The 22,061-nt window shown below is 59.3% G+C and carries 19 protein-coding genes and 2 tRNA genes; 11 read left to right on the forward strand and 10 right to left on the reverse strand.

All coding sequences use genetic code 11. The annotated features are described in order from the left end of the window. Window positions 1-161: 161 nt before the first annotated feature. On the reverse strand, window positions 162-635 hold the full coding sequence (locus IEW18_RS00540) for a PaaI family thioesterase (protein ID WP_188555874.1): 474 nt from the start codon (window positions 633-635) through the stop codon (window positions 162-164). A 75-nt stretch (window positions 636-710) separates the two neighbouring features. Here IEW18_RS00540 and IEW18_RS00545 point away from each other — a divergent pair, with 75 nt between their 5' ends. The 3 genes from IEW18_RS00545 (at window position 711) to IEW18_RS00555 (ending at window position 2,583) form a co-directional block, all read left to right on the forward strand. After that, window positions 711-1,013: an Mpo1-like protein gene (locus tag IEW18_RS00545; RefSeq protein WP_188555875.1), complete on the forward strand. Its 303-nt coding sequence runs from the start codon at window positions 711-713 to the stop codon at window positions 1,011-1,013. 189 nt (window positions 1,014-1,202) lie between these two features. Continuing rightward, the gene (locus tag IEW18_RS00550) at window positions 1,203-1,694 is read left to right on the forward strand and encodes a YajQ family cyclic di-GMP-binding protein (protein ID WP_188555876.1); all 492 of its coding nucleotides are present in this window, start codon (window positions 1,203-1,205) and stop codon (window positions 1,692-1,694) included. Window positions 1,695-1,812: 118 nt separating this feature from the next. Beyond that, window positions 1,813-2,583 (forward strand): TerC family protein, encoded by a 771-nt coding sequence (locus IEW18_RS00555; protein WP_188555877.1) that lies wholly within the window; start codon window positions 1,813-1,815, stop codon window positions 2,581-2,583. Between the two features lie 78 nt (window positions 2,584-2,661). On the opposite strand, the gene IEW18_RS00560 is transcribed toward IEW18_RS00555, so the two are convergent. The 4 genes from IEW18_RS00560 to IEW18_RS00575 form a co-directional block, all read right to left on the reverse strand. Further along, complete coding sequence (locus tag IEW18_RS00560; RefSeq protein ID WP_188555878.1) at window positions 2,662-3,465, reverse strand: J domain-containing protein; 804 nt, start codon at window positions 3,463-3,465, stop codon at window positions 2,662-2,664. Then, a complete protein-coding gene (locus tag IEW18_RS00565) occupies window positions 3,462-3,893 on the reverse strand; it encodes a glyoxalase (protein ID WP_188555879.1) in 432 nt (143 codons plus the stop codon). Before IEW18_RS00565 ends, IEW18_RS00560 begins: the two co-directional genes overlap by 4 nt. A 117-nt stretch (window positions 3,894-4,010) precedes the next feature. Further along, complete coding sequence (locus IEW18_RS00570) at window positions 4,011-6,689, reverse strand: T9SS-dependent M36 family metallopeptidase (RefSeq protein ID WP_188555880.1); 2,679 nt, start codon at window positions 6,687-6,689, stop codon at window positions 4,011-4,013. A gap of 155 nt (window positions 6,690-6,844) precedes the next feature. Beyond that, window positions 6,845-7,387, reverse strand: a complete 543-nt coding sequence (locus tag IEW18_RS00575) for an RNA methyltransferase (protein WP_188555881.1) — start codon at window positions 7,385-7,387, stop codon at window positions 6,845-6,847. 254 nt (window positions 7,388-7,641) lie between these two features. Between IEW18_RS00575 and mutS the strand changes: the two genes are divergently transcribed. From mutS to IEW18_RS00595, 4 genes are all read left to right on the forward strand, one after another. Continuing rightward, on the forward strand, window positions 7,642-10,353 hold the full coding sequence (mutS, locus tag IEW18_RS00580; protein ID WP_188556332.1) for a DNA mismatch repair protein MutS: 2,712 nt from the start codon (window positions 7,642-7,644) through the stop codon (window positions 10,351-10,353). Window positions 10,354-10,637: 284 nt separating this feature from the next. Next, window positions 10,638-10,713, forward strand: a tRNA-Gly gene (locus IEW18_RS00585). Between the two features lie 78 nt (window positions 10,714-10,791). Beyond that, entirely contained in the window at window positions 10,792-11,307 is a 516-nt protein-coding gene (locus IEW18_RS00590) for an HNH endonuclease signature motif containing protein (protein WP_188555882.1), read from the forward strand. Next, window positions 11,272-11,353 (forward strand) — tRNA-Leu (locus IEW18_RS00595). The genes IEW18_RS00590 and IEW18_RS00595 overlap by 36 nt, the downstream gene beginning before the upstream one ends. A gap of 57 nt (window positions 11,354-11,410) precedes the next feature. Here IEW18_RS00595 and IEW18_RS00600 read toward each other — a convergent pair. Further along, entirely contained in the window at window positions 11,411-13,066 is a 1,656-nt protein-coding gene (locus IEW18_RS00600; RefSeq protein ID WP_188555883.1) for an SBBP repeat-containing protein, read from the reverse strand. Between the two features lie 357 nt (window positions 13,067-13,423). Between IEW18_RS00600 and IEW18_RS00605 the strand changes: the two genes are divergently transcribed. Both IEW18_RS00605 and IEW18_RS00610 read left to right on the forward strand, forming a co-directional pair. Next, entirely contained in the window at window positions 13,424-14,407 is a 984-nt protein-coding gene (locus tag IEW18_RS00605; protein ID WP_229728536.1) for an AAA family ATPase, read from the forward strand. 121 nt (window positions 14,408-14,528) lie between these two features. Next, a complete protein-coding gene (locus IEW18_RS00610) occupies window positions 14,529-15,344 on the forward strand; it encodes a class I SAM-dependent methyltransferase (protein WP_188555884.1) in 816 nt (271 codons plus the stop codon). Here the strand turns inward: IEW18_RS00610 and IEW18_RS00615 are convergent. Together IEW18_RS00615 and IEW18_RS00620 are read right to left on the reverse strand one after the other, a co-directional pair. Further along, a complete protein-coding gene (locus IEW18_RS00615; RefSeq protein ID WP_188555885.1) occupies window positions 15,337-16,617 on the reverse strand; it encodes a lipopolysaccharide biosynthesis protein in 1,281 nt (426 codons plus the stop codon). The genes IEW18_RS00610 and IEW18_RS00615 overlap by 8 nt on opposite strands. 24 nt (window positions 16,618-16,641) lie before the next feature. Continuing rightward, entirely contained in the window at window positions 16,642-17,871 is a 1,230-nt protein-coding gene (locus IEW18_RS00620) for a glycosyltransferase (protein WP_188555886.1), read from the reverse strand. A 523-nt stretch (window positions 17,872-18,394) separates the two neighbouring features. Between IEW18_RS00620 and IEW18_RS00625 the strand changes: the two genes are divergently transcribed. Beyond that, a complete protein-coding gene (locus IEW18_RS00625) occupies window positions 18,395-19,291 on the forward strand; it encodes a YicC/YloC family endoribonuclease (RefSeq protein WP_188555887.1) in 897 nt (298 codons plus the stop codon). A 336-nt stretch (window positions 19,292-19,627) separates the two neighbouring features. Further along, window positions 19,628-20,173, forward strand: coding sequence for a hypothetical protein (locus IEW18_RS00630; protein ID WP_188555888.1), 546 nt, complete (start codon window positions 19,628-19,630; stop codon window positions 20,171-20,173). 108 nt (window positions 20,174-20,281) lie between these two features. Here the strand turns inward: IEW18_RS00630 and IEW18_RS00635 are convergent, their stop codons facing one another. Next, window positions 20,282-21,655 (reverse strand): M28 family metallopeptidase, encoded by a 1,374-nt coding sequence (locus IEW18_RS00635; RefSeq protein WP_188555889.1) that lies wholly within the window; start codon window positions 21,653-21,655, stop codon window positions 20,282-20,284. Continuing rightward, window positions 21,652-22,059: a VanZ family protein gene (locus IEW18_RS00640; RefSeq protein ID WP_188555890.1), complete on the reverse strand. Its 408-nt coding sequence runs from the start codon at window positions 22,057-22,059 to the stop codon at window positions 21,652-21,654. The genes IEW18_RS00635 and IEW18_RS00640 overlap by 4 nt, the downstream gene beginning before the upstream one ends. Between the last annotated feature and the right edge of the window lie 2 nt (window positions 22,060-22,061).

Below are 22,061 nucleotides of genomic sequence, written 5' to 3' on the forward strand. Positions count from 1 at the left end.
CCTTCAGGAAGTGCTGCCCCTTTAAGAAGAAGCAAGTCCTTATTTCCAGCTCGGAGGTAAGGGCTTGCTTGTTTATTAGACTTCGGGTAAAGGTGATGAAGCATGGCGGCGCCGTACCCCCTCATCATGACAACTCGCTCAATCATTACCTCACTGAATCACTACCTCACTGCCTCTGAGGACAGCAAGGTGTGGAAGTCGCGCTTGGAGGCGGGGTAGCGGTTGAAGGTACCCATGCCCCGGGCTACTACCAGGTTGTCGCGGGCGGGGCAGGTAATAAAGGCGCTACTGACGACCAGCGTTTTGCCGTGGTGCTCCACCAAGCCGTGGGCCACCAGCTGATCGTGCAGATGGACGGGGTGGAGGTAGTTAATCTTGAACTCTACCGTTGAAACCAATTCCTCAGTAGTGAAGGCTAACGAAAGCGCGGCGGCACCCAGCGTAGCATCCATTAGGCCGGCCAGCACGCCGCCGTGGCAAGTACCGGGCGAGGAAAGGTGCTCGTCGCGGATGGTCATGGTGTAGCGTACGTCGCCGGGATGCTGCACCAGCAGCTCCATGCCGTTGGCGCGGCCGTACTGGTTGATTTGGTTGTAGATGGCAAGCAGGGCGGCAGTATCGGGAGTAGGCGTCATAACCGGAAAAAGCAGAAACAAACGGGTTGGAATACCCACAAAAGGTAAAGTACTTTAGGCAAACCCCTTCCCACCATGCCTGCTTCTCCCTCCTTCGCCGAGTTCTACCCCTACTACCTGCGGGAGCACCAACGCTGGGGCACCCGGGTTCTGCACTTCATTGGTACCACACTGTTTCTGGTGGCCTTAGTGCTGGCCGTCGTCTGGGCCCGGCCCCTGCTGGTGCTGGCTGGGGTAGGAGCGGCCTACGGCTTTGCCTGGGTGGGGCATTTCTTTGTGGAGCACAACCGCCCGGCCACCTTCCAGCACCCCTGGCTTTCCCTGCGCGCCGACTTTCAGTTGTACTGGGATTTGCTGCGCGGCCGGGAAAAATTCTAGTTTCGGGGTAGCTGGTTGTTAGCCGCCCGTACCCGGGCTTAGCGTAGGCAAGAGCCGGGCAAGGCGCCCTGGATAACCAAAACCGGCCACCTCAACCATTCTTCCATTTCGCTACCTCCCTATCTTTGGGCCAACCTGCGTGGGTGCCCTACGTAGCGCAGACTTTCTCCTCTTACCTCCCTTCTCCCCATGGCATCATTCGATATCGTGAGCAAAGTTGATCCGCAAACGCTTGAAAACGCGGTGAATACGGCCAAAAAAGAACTCCAGACCCGCTACGACCTACGTGATACCAAAGGTGGTATTGAGCTGGATAAGAAAGCTAATACCGTAACTCTGACCTCGGAAAACTCCATGCGCGTGAAAGCCCTGGAGGACATTCTGCTCACGCGCGTAGTAAAGCAAGGCATTGATGGCACGGCCCTGGACTTCACGGCCGAGGAGCAGGCCAATGGCGCCCTTATCAAAAAGGTTATCAAGGTGCGCGCCGGGGTCGACAAAGAGGCGGGCCGCAAAATTATTAAGGCCATCAAGGACGGTAAGGTGAAGGTAGAGGCCCAGATGCAGGACGACCAGATCCGCGTTACGGCCAAGAAAATCGACGAGCTGCAGGCCGCCATTGCCATTCTCCGCCGGACTGATATTGGCCAACCCCTGCAGTTTGTCAACATGAAGTCGTAGGGCGCGGCGGACGAAACCAGGGCTTTTTCGTAGTAAGGCCAGCTCGCTTCGGTAACTGGCCCGCCCGCTCGTCCTTGCCGTCCTGCTTGGGCTACTCCATCCTTTCACTACCGCTTCAATGCACTTCGACTTCTCCGTTTTTTCCGACCCCCAAACCTGGGTGAGCCTGCTGACGCTCACGTTCATGGAAATTGTGCTGGGTATTGACAACATCATCTTTATTTCCATTATCGTCAACCGCCTGCCCCAGGAGCAACACAGCCGCGGCCGCACCATCGGGCTGCTGCTGGCCCTGCTCTTCCGCATTGGGCTGCTGCTGAGTATTTCCTGGATTGTGGGCCTGAAAGCGCCGCTCTTCAGCATACCCGTGCCGTGGATGGCCGAGGGCTGGAACGTGACGGGCCGCGACCTAATTCTGCTGGGTGGGGGCTTGTTCCTGATTGGCAAAAGCACCACCGAAATTCACACCAAGCTGCAGGGCGAGGAAGAAGAAGGGCACAACGCCAAAGGCGGCGCCTCCATGGGCAGCGTCATCCTGCAAATTATCCTGATTGACATTGTCTTCAGCTTTGACTCCATTCTGACGGCCGTAGGCCTCGTGGATAACGTGCTGATTATGATTCTGGCCGTCATCCTGTCCATGGGCGTTATGCTGGTCTTTAGCGGCATTGTGGCCGACTTCGTGAACCGCAACCCCACCATCAAGATGCTGGCCCTTTCCTTCCTGATTATGATTGGGGTGATGCTGGTAATGGAAGCCTTCCACAAGGAAATTGAGAAGGGCTACATCTACTTCGCCATGTTCTTCTCCCTGGTGGTGGAGGTGCTGAACATGCGCCTGCGCAAAAAGGCCGCCCCCGTCCAGCTGCGCGACTCCCAGTACGATTAACTGCGCTGAACCCAGTACGTGAAAAAGCTCCCGCAACCCAGGTTGCGGGAGCTTTTTCAGTAGAATGGAGCTTGCTTTTCAGGCGCTGATCAGAAAGTAAAGTACTACCAGCAGGAGCAGCCCACACCCCAGGCTGCAGTTGAACACGAACACGTTGGAGCGGCGCCAGAAGGCCCCGGCAGCCGCTATAAGCAGCAGGAGCAGGGGCGCGAACAGGAAGTTGCCATAAATGCTTACCTGGTCGGCGCGCTGCCAGCCCTTTCCGCTCACGGCAAACTCCCGAATCTGGCCAAACAGGGCGCTTTTGCGGATGGCCAGGGCCGTGCCAATAGTCCAGTCATAGTCGTAGTTGCGGAAGTTGGCGTGCTGGGTATGAAAGGTGTAGTAGGTAACGGACCCGCTCCGGCGCGACGACAGGGAGTGCCGCTCCACGGCCTGCACCACCTCGCGGGGATATTCCTGGGTCCAGCAGAAATCAACCAGCAGCAAACCGCAAAAAACCAGCATGAGCACGCAGAAGCGGCGGGCCCAGGGAGCGTAGCGGGCGAATACTACCGCGTACGGATCGGGGGATGGGCCGCGCCGGGCCTGGGCCACTGGCCGGCGGTGCCGGTCACGGTCCCGGCCTAGGCGTGGGGGGGCAGTAGGCGGCACCGACGCGGGCGGGCGCCGCCGAATGGCCAAGGCCGCGTCGTAGAGCTGCCGGCGCTCGGGCTGGCTCAGCACGTCATACGCCGCATTAATGGCCAGGTACCGCTCGTGGGCGGCCGGGTCGGGGGTGCGGTCGGGGTGGGTCAGCAAAACCAACCGGCGGTAGGCTCGGCGGATTTCCTCGGCCGTGGCCTGCTCACTTACTTCCAGCGTGGCGTAGAAGGTACTCATCCAGGCGGCAGCAGGGTAGCAATTTCCGCTGTTTGGTCCTGCACCCGCCGAACAGCCAGTTCCAGCAGCCGCCGGTTCAGCTCGGGGCGGTGGGCGCGGTAAAATACCATTTCGGCACCGGTGAACAGGCCCGTAACCAGCCCGACAATGGTGTAGCGCAGCTTGGTATTGCGCGTGAGCAGCTCCGCCACCACCCGCTGGCGCTCCGCCGCGCCGGCCCCGGCAAACGGCACATGATGATCGGCAAGAAAATCGGCCGCCGCGGTCAGCAGCCGCTGGTTCTGGAGCTTGAGCACGGGCCGCAGGGTTTGGTGCAGAAAGTCGCCGACGGAGCTGGCCGCCTCGGTTGGCACCACGGCATCCACCGTGGGCCGCAGGGCCAGCAGCGCCGCATCAGCCGAAGACAAATCAGGAAAAGGTAAACTCATAAACGAATAACCAGGAAGAAGGCGGAAAAAGTTAAAAAAACTGCCCGCCCGGCACAAAGCCAGACGGGCGTTTCTTAACGGGAAGCAAAGCAGCCAAGACGAACTGCGCCGCACCTGTTAGTGCTGCACTACCACCTTCTTGGTGATGGTACCTTCCGAGGTAGTCAGGCGTACGATGTACACGCCGCCCGCCACGTCAGCGGTGTTGATGAGCGCGCCTTCCTGCTGCAAACGAGCCGCGGAAACCTGCTGCACGCTCACGCGCTGCCCCAGCAACGATACCAGCTCTACCTGTACGGGCGCTGCGCTGCTAACCTGCGTGCGTACCACCACTTGGCTATTGGCTGGGTTGGGGTACAACTCCAATAGTTTCTCGCTCAGCTGCTGCCGACTGCTGAGCACGGCCGGCAGGGCAAACGATACGGTTTGGTCGGTGAGGCTGCCGGAGCTGCCCTGGCTGGCGCCAAAGCCCATACCCCGCCGCGCAAACACCTGCCAGATAATAGCCGAATTCGCCGCCTTATTATTTACGGAGTCCGCCTTCAGAATGGCGTTACGGCCATCAATAAAGCCGGGTGCACAGGGTTGCAGCTTCAGGCCATCAATTACTAGTTGCAGGGCAATGTTGTTGCCACCCGTAGTGCCGCGCAGGTCGGCGTTGTAGCCATACTTCGCAATCAGGGCCCAGTTCAAATCCCAGAGGGCAGAAGCCCACACGTAGCCGATGGGGTGGGAAGCGGTGTATGCCGTATTCCCTACCGTTTTCCCCACGTAATTGTAGGTAGAAGGGTTTATTGCCATATCGGTGCTGTAACGGGTGGGGCGAATGCCCGGACCGGTGATGCTTTCGAAAGAGGCGTACGTGCCAATACCGCGGCCAGTCGTACCCACATCAGTGGGCTTGGTCGTCATCCACAGCCCGAAGAAGTCGCTCCAGCCCTCACCCATTTGCTCCGCATTGCGCAGGCAGGTTGCCGTGGCAGCTCCACCCGTGAGGCGGTTGGAAATACCGTGGCCGTATTCGTGAGCAATAATGCCGTTATCGAAGTCACCGTCGCGGTAGTAGGTAGTGGTGCCCGTTACGTTCAGGCTCACCGTGGTGCCTGCCGCCAGCGCCGTCTTGAAACGGGCCCCATCGGCAGTAGATACCATGATGGCCGGAATGCGCATGCCCGCAGTATCAGTAGCAGCCCCGAAGGTGTAAGGAGCCTGCTCGGGGTTGTTGTTGACAATAACGGCCATTTTGGCCCCAGCGACCTGGGCCTGCTGAATCTTCACGGTGAAGTTGCAGGTGCCCCGATCAATGAGGGCAATGTTGCCGTTAACGGCCGCGGCGTTTGTTAGCGGGCTACAGCCTAGGGTAGGGGCAGTGGTGCCGTCATTTACCAATACCAAGTTGCCGCTGATGGGGCCCGTTTTGGAAAGCTTCGGGGTGAAAGCAGCCTCCGTGGCATCAATGGGGCCAGCCAGGCTAGCTGGCGCCGTTACGCTAGCCAGGGCCACCGTACGGTCCCACAGGTACATCTGCATGCGCGGGTTGCGACCATCGGCGGGGGTAGCAAAGTTGGCGTTGTTCAGGTCCGGTGGGCTGGCAATGATGCCATCCTGGGCTTCGGCAAACACGGCGTCGTTGCCTCGGCCCTGCCCCGAATAGTTGAAGGCCTGAAAGTTGCCGCTGGCTTCAGTAAAGCCCTTGCGCGCCATCACATCGTGCATCAGGTTGCTCCAGTAGAACAAGTTGATGATGGCCGCATCAAGGTTGGCAGTTGGGGCCGCGGTAACAGCGCTGTTAAAGGCTGCGTCGAAGATTTGGTTAGCTCCGCCTTTCGGGGCGTAGCCCCCGCGCCAGAGCTCCGTGGTGGAGTTGTTGCGGTTGTTACGGTCCTCGTAAGCGTACACGTTGTTGCCGGCCGTGCGCAGGGAATCGGCGCCAGGTTTGCCATCCACATCGTGCCAGCCGTAGGGCGAAACGGCCGGGTCGGCGGGGTCAGTTACTACCTGCCGGGCCCCGTGGTTGGGGCTTTCCACCGTAATGGGCCACACATTGTAGCTGTTGCCAGCCGTGGGGCGGGCCGCCGTGGGGGCCGCCGGGGTAGGCGTGGAGGCCAGGGCCAGGGGCGCGGTGAGGGCCGTCATGGTGAAGGGCTCCCGAATCACCAGGTCGTGCTGGTCGAGCAGGGCGCCGCTGGAGGCATCCACGCGCACGCTCCAGTAGTTGCGGGCGTCCCGGGGGTAAATAGTCACGTCCCATACCAGGCGCAGCTCGCCGGTGGGCATGGGCAGGTACATCAGCTTTACCGGAATCGGCTCCAGGGAAATACCGCCGGTCGAGAACTCCGTGCCCGCCGCTGCGGTGCCCGCTTTGGTTACCCGCAGGTTTTGGGGCGCCGCCAGGTTCAGGGCCCGCGCGGCGGCGGCTACGGCTTGCTCGGCCGTCAGGCCTGGGGTGGCCGGCCGGGCCTGGGCTGCCGCATTCGCCACAAACGTGCTGTGCAGACTAGCCACTTGCCCCGCCGCGTTCAGGTGCACGTCGGCTACGGCGTTGTAAATTTCTACGCCCTGGTAGCGCTGGCGCAGGTACACGTGCGTGAGGCCGTTGTAGTCGTCAGTGAACGAGCTGGTTATAGCCGGATCAGAAACGTCCGTTTTCTTCAGGCCAAGGGCGGAAGTGCGCGCCTGCAACGCATTACGCGCCTGGTCAAGCAGCGCCGCCGATTGAGCCATGGCAAGGCCCGGTACTGCCAAGAGGGCAGCGGTAGCTAAAACGCGCACCGTAGGAGTAAAAGTTGACTTCATCAAGAAGGGCTAGGAGGGTAAATAGGTGTGGGCAGGGGCAATGGCCTCCCACGCGGGGCGGTCCGTTTCAAATCTACACAAGAAAACGCGTAGTTCTTACCGTAATTTTGAGTAAATGAGAGGCTTTGTTGCCAAGCTTACATTTCTGCCGCCATTTACTCGGTTAGGCCCCAGCCAATCTTGCTAATAAAGTCCCAGAGCACGACGCCGGCGGCCACGCTCACGTTCAGGCTGTGCTTGGTGCCGAACTGCGGAATTTCCACGGCCGCGTCGCAGAGGGCCAGCACCTCGTCCTCTACCCCGAACACTTCGTTGCCCATGACCAGGGCGTAGGCGCGGGCGGGGTCGGGCTGGAAGGCGGGCAGGGGCCGGCTGCCGGTGGTTTGCTCCACGGCCACCACCACGTAGCCCGCTGCCTTCAGCTGCTGAATGGCCTCAGTAGTGGAAGCAGCGTATTCCCACGCCACCGACTCAGTGGAGCCCAGGGCCGTTTTCGTGATTTCGCGCTGGGGTGGGCGGCCCGTAATGCCGCAGAGCCAGATTTTCTCAATGGCAAAGGCATCGGCTGTGCGGAAGGCGGCCCCCACGTTGTGCAGGCTGCGCACGTTGTCGAGCACTAGGGTAAGGGGGAATTTTCGCGTATTTTTGAAGTCTGCCACCGTCAGCCGGTTCAGTTCTTCCATCGAGAGTTTGCGCATGGCGGCAAAGGTAGGAACGCCCGGCCGCGCAACGGTTGTTACGCCCGCTACTGCCCCGTAGCGCGAAGCTCCAGCTTCGCGCGCCGGTAAAACCAACCCGGGCCCCGCCGTGGTCCTGCCGCCCCACGATCCGCGAAGCTGGAGCTTCGCGCTACATCTACCTGCCAGTGAAAACCAAAACTGCCGACCCCAACAAAAAGCCTATCCGCACGCACGGCTCCCTCGGGCCCGCGCCCGTCGTCGATACGCCGCTGATGAAGCAGTACTACCAGCTCAAGCAGGCGCATCCTGGCGCCGTGCTGCTGTTTCGGGTGGGCGACTTCTACGAAACCTTTGGCGAGGACGCCGTAACGGCCTCCCGCATTCTGGACATTACGCTTACCAAGCGTGGGGCCGGCACCTCCTCGGAAACCCCGCTGGCCGGCTTTCCCCACCACGCCCTCGACAACTACCTGCCCAAGCTCGTGCGGGCCGGGCAGCGCGTGGCCATCTGCGACCAGCTTGAAGACCCCAAGCAGGCCAAAGGCCTGGTCAAGCGCGGCATCACGGAGCTGGTAACGCCCGGCGTGAGCCTGCATGACAACGTGCTGGAACGCAAGAGCAACAACTACCTCTGCGCCGTGCATTTCGGTAAGCAGGAAGCTGGCATCAGCTTCCTCGACATCAGCACGGGCGAGTTTCTGGTGGCCCAGGGCACGGTAGACTACCTGGGCAAGCTGCTCCAGAACTTTCTGCCCGCCGAGGTGCTGTTCTGCAAGAAAAGCCGCCAGGAGTTCGAAAGCCACTTCGGCCCCGATTACTGCCACTTCGCGCTGGATGAGTGGGTGTTCGGCTTCGACTACGGCCACGAAACCCTCACCCGCCACTTCAACACTACCTCCCTCAAAGGCTTTGGCATTGATGGCCTGCGCGAGGGCATCACGGCCGCGGGCTGCATTCTGCACTACCTGGCCGAAACCAAGCACACCGACGTGGGCCACATCGGCAGCATCGGGCGCCTGGAGGAAGACAAATACGTGTGGCTCGACCGGTTTACGGTGCGCAACCTGGAGCTGGTGCAGCCTCAGCACCCCGGCGGCGTGCCCCTGATTGACATTCTCGACCAGACCGTGACGCCCATGGGCGCCCGGCTGCTGCGCAAGTGGGTGGTGCTACCCCTGAAGGAGCCCGCCCAAATTCAGCGCCGCCTCGATACGGTAGAAGCCCTGCTGCAAACCCCCGAGCTGCTGGAAAACACCCTGCAGCACCTGCGCCAGATCAACGACCTGGAGCGGCTGATTTCCAAGGTGGCCGTGCGCCGCGTGAACCCGCGGGAGCTCCAGCAGCTGGCCCGAGCCCTGGAAGCCATTGGCCCCATTCGGGAGGAACTGGCCGCCTCGGGCGTGCGCGCCCTGCAGAAGCTGGCCGATCAGCTCAACCCCTGCACTACCCTGCGCGAGGAAATTCAGGCCAAAATCCGGGTCGATGCGCCCATTCTGACCAACCAGGGCGGCGTGCTCAACGATGGCGTAGACAGGGAGCTGGACGAACTGCGGGCCATGGCCTTTTCGGGCAAAGACTACCTGTTTCAGCTCCAGCAGCGGGCCGTGCAGGAAACCGGTATTTCCTCCCTGAAAATTGCTTACAACAAGGTGTTCGGGTACTACCTCGAAGTTACCAACGCCCACAAGGACAAGGTGCCTACCTCCTGGATTCGCAAGCAAACCCTGGTAAATGCCGAGCGCTACATCACGGAGGAGCTGAAAACCTACGAGGAGAAGATTCTGCACGCCGAGGAGCGCCTGTTCGTCATTGAGCAGAACATCTACAACGACCTCGTGCTCTTTGCCGCCGACTACGTCACCCAGATTCAGCAGAACGCCCGCGCCATTGGCGTGGCCGACTGCCTGGCGTCTTTTGCCGCTACCGCCCGCCAGCACCGCTACGTCAAGCCCACCGTCGATGACTCCACCATCCTCGATATCCGGGCCGGTCGCCACCCTGTGATTGAGCGCCAGCTACCCCCCGGCGAGCAGTACATTCCCAACGACATCCGCCTGGACCAGGACGACCAGCAGATTGTGGTGATTACGGGCCCGAACATGGCCGGTAAATCGGCCCTGCTGCGCCAAACGGCCCTGATTGTGCTGCTGGCGCAGATCGGCTCCTTCGTGCCCGCCGACGCGGCCCACCTGGGCATCATCGACAAGATATTCACCCGCGTAGGCGCTTCCGACAACCTGAGCAAGGGCGAAAGTACCTTCATGGTGGAGATGACCGAAACGGCGTCTATCCTCAATAATTTGTCGGATAGAAGCCTGGTCCTCATGGACGAAATTGGGCGGGGTACCAGCACCTATGATGGCATCAGCATTGCGTGGGCCATTGTGGAACACCTGCACAACTCGCCCAAGGCCCGCGCCAAAACCCTGTTTGCCACCCACTACCACGAGCTCAACCAACTAGCCGACGACTGCCCGCGGGTGCGCAACTACAACGTGGCCGTGAAGGAAGCCGATGGCCGCATCCTGTTCCTGCGCAAGCTGCGCGAAGGCGGCTCCGAGCACTCCTTCGGCATTCACGTGGCCCGCATGGCCGGCATGCCCACCTCCGTAGTGCTGCGCGCCAACGAAATTATGCACCACCTGGAGCAGGAGCGCACCTCCGCCGGCCCCGATGCGGATGCCCCCACCGAGTTCGACGAAGTGCTGGCCGGCCTCGAGGACGAGCCCACCCGCGGGAAAGTAGTGCCACTGAACGGGCACGCCCCCGCAGCGGAGGTAGCCCCGCGTGGCCCCAAGGCCCAACCGACGGCTGCCATGCACAGTGCTCCGCGCCCCAGCCTGCAACTCAGTATGTTCGAGCCCGCTGACCCAGCGCTGGAACGTCTGCGGGAACTCCTGGAAAAGCTAGACGTGAACACGCTAACGCCCATCGAAGCCCTGCTCAAGCTTAACGAGTTGAAGCTTACCCTACACAGCAAGTAGGCTCCTTGTCCGCCATCCTCGAAAACCCTGCCTCACCTAAAGGCCGCCTGAATTCATCGGGTGTGGACCAAAAGTGGGGTAGGGTTTTCGATGTAGGCTGAGCAGGTAGTAGCGGCCTAGCTTTAAAAAGTGAGTTTTTGCTTGAAATTTTTCTCCCTGAAAATCAGCCTGGAAGGCCGCGAACAGAGAAAAAGTATCGGTTTTTTTGCGGCGGGCTCTTGACTTCGCAGTTTCCTGTAGTACCTTTGTCACATCAAAACGCCACTACGGCGCCAAGATCAAAAGCGAGAGTAGCTCAGTTGGTAGAGCGCGACCTTGCCAAGGTCGAGGTCGCGAGTTCGAACCTCGTCTCCCGCTCCAAAAAAAGACCCTGTCATTCGGCAGGGTCTTTTGCTTTATGCTAAGTCTTGAGTGAATCTATAGTTACAACTACTAGCAATGGCTGCCCCGCGCAAGCATAACATCACCGATGAGCAATTTCGACAGCTTGTAGCAGATAGCCTGTCTGTGGCCCAAGTTTTAAGCCGCTTGGGCTTGGTGCCGGCCGGTGGTAACTATAAAACGGTGCAGCAACGAATTCAAAAGCTCGCTCTTAGTACCAGCCATTTTACAGGTAGTGCCTGGAACTGTGGGAAGCGGTACAAGAATTTCGGGGCGACACTGGAATTAGCAGCAATTCTTGTTCAGAATTCGACTTATACTTCAACTTATAGGTTTCGTAATCGTCTGTTAAAGGAAGGTATGAAGCAATGGGAGTGCGAGCAATGCAAGTTAAGCCGTTGGCTGCAACAGCCTATTCCGCTGGAACTTCACCACATAAATGGAATAAATAATGACCACCGCATTGAAAATTTACAGCTATTATGCCCAAATTGCCACGCATTAACGGCTAGTTATCGAGGGAAGAATCAGGCAAGAGCCAGAGTGGTGGAATGGTATACACGAGTGACTTAAAATCACTTGCCCTAAGGGCTTACGGGTTCGAGTCCCGTCTCTGGTACAACAAACGTCCTCCGCGGCTTGCGGAGGACGTTTTTGCTTTTAGTGAACCGCTATACTACCGAACTTCAACGCTCTGGGCGTAGCTGGTGCCATCCGGGGAGTACAGCTTGAGCACGTACAGCCCTTTAGGTAACGAGCTACAATCGAAAGTAGCTTGGGCCTGAGTGACGTCGGCTAGGAGTAAGGGTTGGGCATCGACCACTACGCCCAGGGAGTTATGGAGCAGGGCCTTGCCGGGCAGCAGGCCAACCTTGTTTCCTGACAGGCTAGCTACCAGCCGGCCTTGCACCGGGTTAGGATACACCTGCACGCTGGCGTGGCTGCCACCGCGGTGGTGAGACTTAGCCTCCGGTAAGTGCAGGCGGCCCACAAAACCAGCGGTTCCGGCGGGCACCCGCAACGTGGTGGCCCCGAAGCTAGCGGTACCTTCCAGGCTGCCGGCCAGGTAAAGCTTGCCGGCTTTGTCTTGGGCAATGCTGGCGGTAATGCAGCTGCCGGTTTTGCCCAACGTCTCCGAGTAATATGCCGTGCCAGTGGGCTGTATGCTCTGAATTATGGTGGTAGCCTCGTTGCGCGAGTTCAGGCGGCGCCCAATCAAGGTACTGGTGCCTTCCGGAGTTGTAACCAGGCATGAACTGTACTCCGGCGCGCTGGTGCCCCCGGAGTACACCCATTGTAAGGCCCCCGTACGGGTGTAGCGGGCTAGCAATTGGTCAAAGTCGCCGTTGCTGCTAAGGGGTTGCCCCCCGAAGGCCGTGCGGCCAGCGTGCTGCCCGGCGGCGTACACGTTGCCTTGGCCGTCGGTGGCGAGGGCGCTGATGTACGCCGTTGAGCTGGCACTACCCCCGCCGCCTTGCCGGAGCCATTGCAGGCTGCCGGAAGCCGCGTGAAAGCTGGCCAAAAACGCGTCGGAGCCGGTGGTAGTAAGGGCAGTGCCGTCCAGAACCATATCGTTGGTGAAGCCCCCGCCCACCAGGCAGTTCCCGCGTCCATCCAAGGCTACGTCGGCCCCGCTGGCCCCGTAGCTGCTGTAGTTCGAAGAAACTTTGGCCCAGGCAACGGCGCCGGTTGGGGTGTAGCGCGCCACGTACATGACCCGGCGGCTGCTCCCCACCACCTGAGTGCCAAACTGAATACCGCCGTAATCAGAACGGCCAGTGACGTAGCTGTTGCCCGCGGCATCGGTGGCAATGGCGGCGCCGTAGCAGCTAAACTGCGCGATGCCGAACCGCTCAACCCACTGTACCTGACCTGCGGAGCTGAATTTTGCTACCAGTGCCGTGTTGAAACCGTCGCTGAAGCTGCTGATGGTGCCACTTTTGCCATACGACAGGGTACCGGTAAAATTGCCGATAACATACGCGTTGCCCGCCGCGTCCAGGGCTACGTCGACGCCACTAGCGGTGGGTTGGGAGTACGCCTGCGTTTTTGGGTCGCGGCCGATTTGGGTGGCCCACACTGCCTTACCAGCGGGATTGTACTTGACCAGAAACAGATCCGTGAGGCCGCGGCTGGTCAGGGACAAGTGGCCAAACGAGGTGGTGCCTGCGAAGGAGCCCGTAACGTAGCTGTTGCCGGCTGCATCCGTAACGACGCCTTTAGCAGCCATACTAGCGCCGGAGGCGCTAAGCTGGTTTACCCATTGCCAGCCCGACTGGGCTGATACCGCATAACTACCAAGCAGAAGCAGTAAGAGAAGAAGTGTTTTCATAGCGAAACAGAATAAATGGGTGGAAATTCAGGACGGTAAATGCAGTAGCTGGCCCCCAGTATTGGGGGCTGAAAAGCAGCAATGTTGGAATGGGTGGCCGTGGGTAGGGCCCGCGCGGAGCCGCACGGCTTCGCAAAGTCAACAGCACAGGTAATCAACAGCTTCAGTACCTTGAAGGTATAAATTTGCTGGTACTTGTAGTATAAAAAATTGTAGTTGTTTCATAAAAAAACACTCTGTCTCAGGACGGGAAATAAGTTGTTGCCCTCGGGCGATACCTTATAAGAAGGAGGCCTGCTTAGGGGTAGTGGCAAGGTTTCTCTACCTTTAATCTCCTTAGACCTGTTTTGCTCCCGTATGATGCCTCCGCAGTTTGCTTCGGCTCCCGACTACCAGCAGAAAATCAAGCAAGTATTTGCCGAGGTAGGCAAAGTAGTAGTAGGGCAACACTACATGCTGAACCGGCTGCTGATCGGGCTATTTACCGGCGGGCATATTCTGCTGGAAGGCGTACCTGGCCTGGCCAAAACCCTGACCATCAGCACGCTTTCGAAAGTGCTGCACTTGCACTTCCAGCGCGTACAGTTCACCCCGGACCTGCTGCCGTCTGACTTGGTCGGCACCATGATTTACAACCAGAACCAGTCGGAGTTTCAGGTCAAGAAGGGGCCTATTTTCGCGAACCTGGTGCTGGCCGACGAGGTGAACCGCTCCCCGGCCAAAGTGCAGAGCGCCCTGCTGGAAGCCATGCAGGAAAAGCAGGTGACCATTGGGGAAACCACCTATCCGCTGGATTTGCCATTTCTGGTGCTGGCCACCCAAAACCCCGTGGAGCAGGAAGGCACCTACCCCTTACCCGAGGCCCAGGTTGACCGCTTCATGATGAAAGTGTACGTAGACTACCTCAAGAAAACGGACGAGCTGGAGGTGATGCGCCGCATGGCCAACATGAGCTACGTGGGCGAGGTAAGCCCCATCCTGACCAAGGAAGATATCTTCGGTATTCGGCAGCAAATCAATCAGGTACAGATTTCCGAGACCCTGGAGAAGTACATTATTGAGCTGGTGTTTGCCACCCGCAAACCGGCCGAGTACGACCTGACGGAGTTTCAGCAGTATGTGCAGTTTGGCGTGAGCCCGCGGGCCAGCATCGCCCTGCACCGCGCGGCCAAAGCCGTGGCCTTCCTGGATGAGCGCGACTACGTGCTGCCCGAAGACATCAAGGAGGTAGCGGCCGATGTGCTAAACCACCGCATCCTGCTCAACTACGAAGCCGAGGCCGATGGCATCCGGACCCAGGATATGATTGAGGCCATTCTGCGCAAAGTCCCGATCAGCTAAGCAAGAAGCAGTGAAGTTGTGACGAGGTGGGGTTGATGTTCTGGTGTCACAAATTTGCTGCACAATGCCTCTGGGCTGGATAAGGCGTCACTTCTCTACTTTATAACGGCATCCCTCTTACTTGTCCCGATTCACCAAAACCCTGCGCGGGCTGGGCAGCCTGCTGCGCAATCCGTGGCTGCTGAACACAGTGCTGGCGGCCGATGAAGCCACTTGGCGTGCTAAAGCCCTGCGCCACGCCTCGCGCTGGCTTGTTGGAGCAGAGGGGCTACCCCTCGTGCCGCTGCCCGGTTTGCTGCCACCCGCTGGCGAAACCATCCGGCCGTTTGCCTTCCGCGACGGCGGGTCCTTGCCCACTGACTTGGCGCTGCTGCGCGCCCTGGTTCGGCAGGCCCCGGATACGCGCTATTTCGAGATTGGTACGTGGCGGGGCGAGAGTGCCGCCAACGTGGCCGAAGTAGCCTCGCAGGTGTACACTTTGAACTTGTCGGGGGCTGAGCTGCGGGCCTTGGGGCTGGCGGAGCGTTACATTGAGTTGCACGGCTTCTTCTCGCGACCCTTGCCCAACGTGCACCACCTGGAGGGTAACTCAGCAACCTACGACATGGCCCAACTCGGCACGTTTGGGGTTGTATTCATTGACGGTGACCATCGGTACGAAGCCGTCCGGACCGATACCCAGCGGGTATTTGCCCACCTCGTGGGTCCGGAAACCGTGGTGGTGTGGCACGATGCCAGCCGGCAGCCCGGGCAGCCCCGGTGGGAAGTGCTGGCAGGTATTCTGGATGGGCTGCCGGGCACGGCCACCGGCCAGCTCGTGCAGGTGGGCAACACGCTGTGCGCCGTTTATTTTCCTACCCCGCGCCCCAGCCAGCAACCCGACTACTGGGCTGACCCCAGTCCGTGGTTTGAGGTGACGGTAAAAGCCGCTACTTAGCCGCCATTCGCGCCCGCAGCAGCTGCCAGCAGTAGCGGACATCCGCCGCGCTAGGCAGAAAAGCCATCGGCAAGGCTCCCGTATCGCGCCAAAAGTGGAGCAGCAGAAAGGCCGTAGATGCACCGTAGGAAAGGGTAGCCGCCAGGGCTGCCCCCCGAATTCCGAACGGGGGAATAAGCAGTCCGCAGGCCAGCAGGGTAACACCCAGCCCCACCACGGAAGCCAGATTGTTGATTCGGTAGCGGGCCCGACCGGCAAAATAGCTGCTGACTACCATTTGCACGGCCATAATAACGGCTCCTGGGGCTAGTAGCACCATCACCGGGCGGGCGGGCCCAAACTCAGCGCCGAAAATGGAGGTAAGTACCGTGGCCGGCAGGGCAATGAGCAGCCCCACAGCCGCGGCCGTGCCCAGCACCGCCAGGCGAGCCACCCGCAGGGCGCCGGCTGGCAAAGGGCCAGCTGTGGCGGTAGAATGGACCAGGTCAACGTATTGCACCAGGGCCGCGCTCCGCGGAATCAGCCAGATAGCCTCTACCAGCGCCACGCCCACCGACAGAATGCCCACGGACGGCAGGTCGACGTAATGCGCCACGAAGTAGTAGCTAAGCCGATAATTGGCGAAAGCCAGGATGTTGGAGAAGTGGGCGCCCCGGCTGTGCCGGGCCAGCTCGCGGGTAGTAGCGCGCAAGCGCCGCCCCATACGTCGGCGCCGGTCGGGTTGCCGCAGCAGGGGAATGAAGCTCAGTAGCAGCGGTACGCCGAACGCCACGTAAGAGCTCCAGTAGTAGGCCTGCATGGAAAGCCAGGGCCCGCCCGCCTGAAAAGCCAGCAGCAAGCTGCCGGCCAACAGCCCAATCTGCGTGATGGTCAGTAGATTGTACGCTCCTTCGCGGCGGCGCCCCAGCACCAGGGACGTGTTGATTGAAAAGAAGGCTTGCAGAATACTCAGGCTGGCCAGATGCCCGAGGTAGGCCGGACCAGGTTGCCGCAGGCCGGCTACTGCCGCCGTTCCGGCCAGGCACACCACCACGGCCCACCCGTAAGCCGGCAGCAACAGGTGCCAGAGGTTGCGGCGCGGGGCCAGGTAAATCAGCGAAGAACCCCCCAGCAGCCCGATAAAGAGCAGCAGGGCCGCGCAATCCGTCACGAACAGGCTTACGGCCCCACGGCCCGCCGCTCCCAGGTAGCGGGCCGTCAGCCAGACGACGCCGAAGCTGAGGAGGGCAGTACCCAGGCGGGTAGCGAAATTGTGAACAACGCGGCGGAGCATATAGTACCAGAAGCGAACGGGCCGCTAAGATGCACCGGTTTCGGCGGGCCGGCGGGCTGCGTTACCTATAATACTGATGTACAAGTCAATAAACTGCCGCCCTACCGGCTCATAGCCGCACCGCTGTTCCGCATCTGCGCGCAATCTGTCGGAGGCGAAGGCCACGGAGTTGGTGAGAATTGTTGTCAGGGCCTGCTCCAAGGCTGCTTCGTCATCAGGCGGCACCAACAGGCCAAAAGCGCTGGGAGGCTGAAACAGCTCGGGCACGCCCCCGGTGGCGGGCCCTACCACCGGGCAGCCGGTGGCGCGGGCCTCCAGCAACACGCAGCCAAAGGTTTCGGCCCGGCTGAAGGACACCAGCGCGGCCGCTTGCTGCATTTCCTGCGCTACTGCCGGGTGCGGCAGCTTGCCCAGAAACACCACGGCACCATCGGCTAGCAGGCCTAGCTCAGCCGCTTGCTGGCGTAGCCGGTGCTCGTCGGGGCCGTAGCCGGCGAGGCGCAGGCGCAACTGGGGCCACTGCGGCCGTAAGCGGGCCACTACCCGCAAAATGCCCCCGATGTTTTTTACTTGCTCATGAAAGGCCGACACCACCAGCAACTGCCCGGGAACCCGCGGGGTAGTGGCGGGGGCAAATAGGCTTGTATCAACCACATTGGCCAGCACTACGGTTCGCGGGTTCCAAAAACCCAGCTGCTGCATGGCCCCACGTAAGCTTTCCGAAACGGTGTGCAGCACCGCCGCCCGGCGCACCACGAAGCGCGTCAGGTGGCGGCGCAGCCAGCCCAAATGATGGGCGCGCTCCGGCAGATAAATAGTCCAGTGTTCGGTAACGAGGTAGGGAATCCTGTGACGCAGCTGCTGCCACCACGCCCACAAGCCCGTCCGCAGCAGCACATGCACGTGCACTAGGTCGGGCCGGCCGCCCCAGTGCTGTTGCAACCGGCGGTACCCGCTGCTCAGGCACCAAAAATACAGCCCCAGCTTTAGCAGCTTATCTACCGGAGCCAGCCCCGTAATGCGGTTTCGGTAGTAATAGCGCAGGGTAGGAACCGGACCCGTGAAATCAAGCTCCTTATCGAGCAGGGTAGGCAGGGGGGCCCGGGCAACAGTGGCCAGAAGCACGGCCGCCTGTACGGCGCAGCCCTCCGTAGCGGCCGACTGGGCAATTGCCGCTACGTGCCGCGCTACAAAGTCCCCATCCTGGTCGTCGTAGCGGTTAGGATACCACTTGGGCAGGTGCAAAACACGCATGCGACGAAGGTAGCAAATGAAATGGGTGGGGTACCCATGTAGGCGCTAACCGGAAACCCCAGCAGCCGAAAGAAGACAAGCCATAGTTCAACTAACACCAAGAGCTTCGCCTCCAGTCAAGCGGAAATCCACCGGCTCTGCTTCCTCTCTATATAGTATACAAAGCTGTTAGAAGAGAGACGATGCTCTGATAACATAGTGGATGCTACTTGCCTCGACAACCGGCGCGTTTGTCTGGGTGCTACGCGCCAACGTGTGGTAGCCACTGGCCCGCAACCCAAGTGGCAGGGCGTGCCGGGCACAACTAGCATTTTCCTGACCAGGACCCGGTAACTGCTTTATTTATAATGAGAAAGCTGCTGAAGATGAATGGCTTGGGTTCATCTTTTAATAACAGTTCGGGTAAGCAGACTAGCGCCGATATGCTAATATTGCACTTCCCTCACGCCTGAGTCAGCGCTTCCTACAGCACCCTGACCGCGCCGGAAATACTGTTTTCGTCCTCACTTTGCTTTACCTGCTTATGCTCCAGTCGATGACCGGCTACGGAATCGCGCACCGCGAAACCGACCGCTACTCCGCCACCGTTGAAATTAAATCGCTCAACTCCAAAACGCTGGATCTGAGCCTGCGGCTGCCCCGGTTTCTGCTGGATCGGGAGCTGGAAATCCGGAATCTAGTAACCAAAAGCCTGATTCGGGGCAAAGTAAACCTGAACCTGGATTTCACGCGTCCGCGTGCTACGGGCGGCCAGGGCTCCATTGTTAATAAGGAGGTCCTGACGTTAGCCTGCCGAGAATTGCAGGAGCTGAGCGCCCTAACGGGTCTTTCCCTGGAGCAGCTCACGGCCGTTGCCCACGCTTTGCCAGGCTCCCTGCGCATTCCCACTGATGCCACGGCCGCCACTGAGGAGGAAGAGGAAACGCCTTGGGAGGAGTTACTGCCCCTGCTACAGCAGGCCCTGGACCGGGTTAACCAGTTCCGCCGCGACGAAGGCCAGGCTCTAACCTCGGAAATTCTAGGTTATGTTGACCGAATTCGCATCCTGCTCGCGGAAGTGGAGCGCTTCGATCCGATTCGTATTGAGCAGGTTCGGCAGCGCCTGCAAACCCACTTGGCCGAGATTAGCAGCAACGAGCATTTCAACCCGATTCGGTTTGAACAGGAGGTGCTCTACTACATTGAGAAGCTTGACATTGCCGAGGAAAAGGTGCGATTGATCAACCATTTGCACTACTTCGCCGAAACGGCCGGGTTGCCAGAGCCCACCGGAAAGAAATTAGCCTTTATTTCGCAGGAAATAGGACGAGAAATCAACACTATCGGGTCCAAAGCCAACGATTCTACCATCCAACACTTGGTGGTAGGAATGAAGGAAGAGCTCGAGAAAATCAAGGAACAAATCAACAACATTCTCTGAGTACTACCTCGGAAAATGTGCGGGACTAAAATCCAGGAATTGAACTTTGCCGTTAGTATCTCGTATAGGCTATTCCCAATACATTATTGGGATTTTTCAGGGAAGTCTCTGGAATATGCTTAGCTCTATATGTTGCTCGTAAAGTGCCTTTTTACGCTTTAAAGAGGTTTTTTTGCTCTAATTACAGAAGGATTTCTCCCAAAGCGGGAACTATTTTTTTGTAAAATACTTGCAGCTTGAAATTTTGTGCGTAAATTGTGTTATCCAAACAGAGCGACTTCTCACTCTTCGGACCACATCTTGCTTTTGAATTCCACCTTTTTTCAGTCCATACTTATGAAAAAAGTATTACTCGCCGCCCCCATTTTTTGCCTGATGCTGTTGCTGATGGCTGCCCGTCCCTTCGCTGAAGTGGAGCTGATCAAAAAGCGCGTGCTAAGCGAGCGGGTGGAGATTCTCATCCCCAAAGGCTTTGAGGTGATGAGCGAACAGCAAATGGATTTCAACTACGCCAAGGCGCAGAGCCGTCCAAGTGTTATCTACACCAATAGCAAGGAGGCTAGCATTGCCTTCTCCTACACCGACAACACGGCCGATCAGGATATGATCGACATGTACTCGGACAACTTCTACAAGACCTACGCCAAGCAGTTCAAAGAAGCTAAGTGGTTTAACCACGGCGTGAAGGAAGTGAACGGCCGCAAAGTAGGCTACATGGAGCTGATGAAGCCCGAGCTTGGCCACGAGGTGTACAACCTGATTTTCTTCACCGATGTGGAAGGCAAGCTGCTCATGTGCACCTTCACCTGCGCTGACCGTCAGAAGCCGGAGTGGGAAAACGTAGCCAAGCAGATCATGGCTTCGCTTAAAGCCAACAGCTAAAACACATTTGCCAAAGCTTTTTGGCAGCTGATTACTTAAAAACCGGGGCCTTTCAGCAACTACTGGAAGGCCCCGGTTTTTTGTTTGCTTTGCTAGCCAGCAGTAACCTTAATGGGCGCTTTGCTGGTTTAGGAAGTCTCGCAGCAAGCTAAACATACCGGTAAAACCAGTCAACGGTAGACTTCGGGCACGGTCGGCCACGTCGTGGTACGCCTTAATGCCGCCGCGGGTATAGAGGAAAAAAGCCGGTACGCCGCGCTCGGAAAAGTAGTAATGGTCGGAGTTAGCGGCGCGGCCCCGGGCGGCAAGAGCGGGCAGGTACTGGCCCGTAGCGTTTAGCTCCGCTAGCTCCCGATACTGACGCTCAAACACCCGTCCGTTCACTACCGTAGCTCCCTCCTCTCCCGTACCCAGCAAATCCAAGTTTAGCAGAAACCGGATGCTCGTTAATGGAACCAGGGGGTGCTCCACAAAATACTTGGAGCCGACCAGGCCCGCCTCCTCCGCCCCAAAAGCAATAAACACTAGGGAGCAGGCCGGGCGGTTTTCGGGGCGGGCATAATAGGCGGCCAGTTCCAGCAGCATGGCCACGCCGCTGGCGTTGTCGTTGGCGCCGGGAAAGTACGCGCGCTTGCCCATCGGGCCCAAGTGGTCATAATGAGCGGTTACTACCAAAAACGAGTCGGGTTGAATGCGGCCGGGCAGGTAGCCGACGATATTCTGGGTTTGGTACGATGTTTTAAGTTGAGCATCTACCCGCAGTTTGGCCGTAGCAGCAGGCGGTAAGCCAGAATAGTTACTGGCCCCTGTTAACCAAGGATGTGGCAGCGCCTCAAGCCGTATCTGTCGGCTTTGAACAGGAGCCAACGAGGCCGTTAGTTTCGGAACCAAGGTGATTACAGCAGTGGCCGAGTCGAGGCGCTGGCGGATATCCGGCGGATACTGAGCTAACCGCGCTTTAGTACGGGCCGACAAAACCACAGTACCCGGGAAGCTCGTGAGACGCAGGAACCATTGCCGGGCGGCGGCATCCGTTAGTAACGTGCTATCCAAGTAAGTTAGCGTCCGACCGATACTTAGTCGGCCTGGTCCACAGTCGGGAGCCGCAATAAAATCGAGGCCGGGCCGGAGGCGACGCTGATTACCTAGCAATGGGAAAGCAAACAGCGCCCGGCTTAAGCGGAGCTTCAGCTTACCCGGAAATGTATTGACATCTAGTGTAAAGGACTGCCGAAAATCCGGCGCAAGCGGCTGCAAGCCCAGCTGACGAAAGCGTTGCTGCAGGTAGCGGGCCGCTTTTTGCTCGCCCTGGCGCACGTAGCCCCGGCCGTGAAAAGCGGGAGAAGCCAGCTCGGCAATAGTGCTCCGCACGCGGGGCATGTCCTGGGCGTAGGCGGCCGGAGCCAGGAACAGGCCAGCAAAAGCAAGGGCCAGAGTAATAGGGGAGGGCCGGAAGCAGCGGCCAGGACGAAGCGCTTTCATTGCCAGAAACGGCGGGTAGCCCACATCAGCAGCAAGCCGCCTACTACCCCCAGCGAGTCGCTCAATAAATCTGACCATTCGCCCCGCCGGCCTAGGTCCATCAGCATTTGGAGTAGTTCAATAAAAGCGCCCATCCCAACGGTTAGCGCCAGTACGGCGCTAAAGGCGCGGGCTTGCAGCCGAGGAAACCAGGATTGCCGCCGCGCCCAATAAACTGTAAGCATGGCCTGCACCAGAAATACGCCCGCGTGGGCAGCCGTGTCAAAGGCCAGCAGCTCCCAGTGGGGCGTATCGGGCATTTCCTGGGCTGGCGTCAGGGTCAGGGCAAATACCAGCGCCGCCCACGCCAGCGGCAGGACCACAAGGGCCCGACGGCGGGGCGGGGGCGGCGCGGTAGGAAGCACGG

The sequence above is a fragment of the Hymenobacter glacieicola genome, from assembly GCF_014640315.1.
In the GTDB taxonomy this organism is placed as follows: Bacteria; Bacteroidota; Bacteroidia; order Cytophagales; family Hymenobacteraceae; genus Hymenobacter; species Hymenobacter glacieicola.

What these genes read in the sequence shown, in the direction of transcription:
- IEW18_RS00540 (WP_188555874.1), bottom strand. Translation starts at nt 635, where the DNA reads ATGACGCCTACTCCCGATACTGCCGCCCTGCTTGCCATCTACAACCAA.
- IEW18_RS00545 (WP_188555875.1), top strand. Translation starts at nt 711, where the DNA reads ATGCCTGCTTCTCCCTCCTTCGCCGAGTTCTACCCCTACTACCTGCGG.
- IEW18_RS00550 (WP_188555876.1), top strand. Translation starts at nt 1,203, where the DNA reads ATGGCATCATTCGATATCGTGAGCAAAGTTGATCCGCAAACGCTTGAA.
- IEW18_RS00555 (WP_188555877.1), top strand. Translation starts at nt 1,813, where the DNA reads ATGCACTTCGACTTCTCCGTTTTTTCCGACCCCCAAACCTGGGTGAGC.
- IEW18_RS00560 (WP_188555878.1), bottom strand. Translation starts at nt 3,465, where the DNA reads ATGAGTACCTTCTACGCCACGCTGGAAGTAAGTGAGCAGGCCACGGCC.
- IEW18_RS00565 (WP_188555879.1), bottom strand. Translation starts at nt 3,893, where the DNA reads ATGAGTTTACCTTTTCCTGATTTGTCTTCGGCTGATGCGGCGCTGCTG.
- IEW18_RS00570 (WP_188555880.1), bottom strand. Translation starts at nt 6,689, where the DNA reads ATGAAGTCAACTTTTACTCCTACGGTGCGCGTTTTAGCTACCGCTGCC.
- IEW18_RS00575 (WP_188555881.1), bottom strand. Translation starts at nt 7,387, where the DNA reads ATGCGCAAACTCTCGATGGAAGAACTGAACCGGCTGACGGTGGCAGAC.
- mutS (WP_188556332.1), top strand. Translation starts at nt 7,642, where the DNA reads ATGAAGCAGTACTACCAGCTCAAGCAGGCGCATCCTGGCGCCGTGCTG.
- IEW18_RS00590 (WP_188555882.1), top strand. Translation starts at nt 10,792, where the DNA reads ATGGCTGCCCCGCGCAAGCATAACATCACCGATGAGCAATTTCGACAG.
- IEW18_RS00600 (WP_188555883.1), bottom strand. Translation starts at nt 13,066, where the DNA reads ATGAAAACACTTCTTCTCTTACTGCTTCTGCTTGGTAGTTATGCGGTA.
- IEW18_RS00605 (WP_229728536.1), top strand. Translation starts at nt 13,424, where the DNA reads ATGATGCCTCCGCAGTTTGCTTCGGCTCCCGACTACCAGCAGAAAATC.
- IEW18_RS00615 (WP_188555885.1), bottom strand. Translation starts at nt 16,617, where the DNA reads ATGCTCCGCCGCGTTGTTCACAATTTCGCTACCCGCCTGGGTACTGCC.
- IEW18_RS00620 (WP_188555886.1), bottom strand. Translation starts at nt 17,871, where the DNA reads ATGCGTGTTTTGCACCTGCCCAAGTGGTATCCTAACCGCTACGACGAC.
- IEW18_RS00625 (WP_188555887.1), top strand. Translation starts at nt 18,395, where the DNA reads ATGCTCCAGTCGATGACCGGCTACGGAATCGCGCACCGCGAAACCGAC.
- IEW18_RS00630 (WP_188555888.1), top strand. Translation starts at nt 19,628, where the DNA reads ATGAAAAAAGTATTACTCGCCGCCCCCATTTTTTGCCTGATGCTGTTG.
- IEW18_RS00635 (WP_188555889.1), bottom strand. Translation starts at nt 21,655, where the DNA reads ATGAAAGCGCTTCGTCCTGGCCGCTGCTTCCGGCCCTCCCCTATTACT.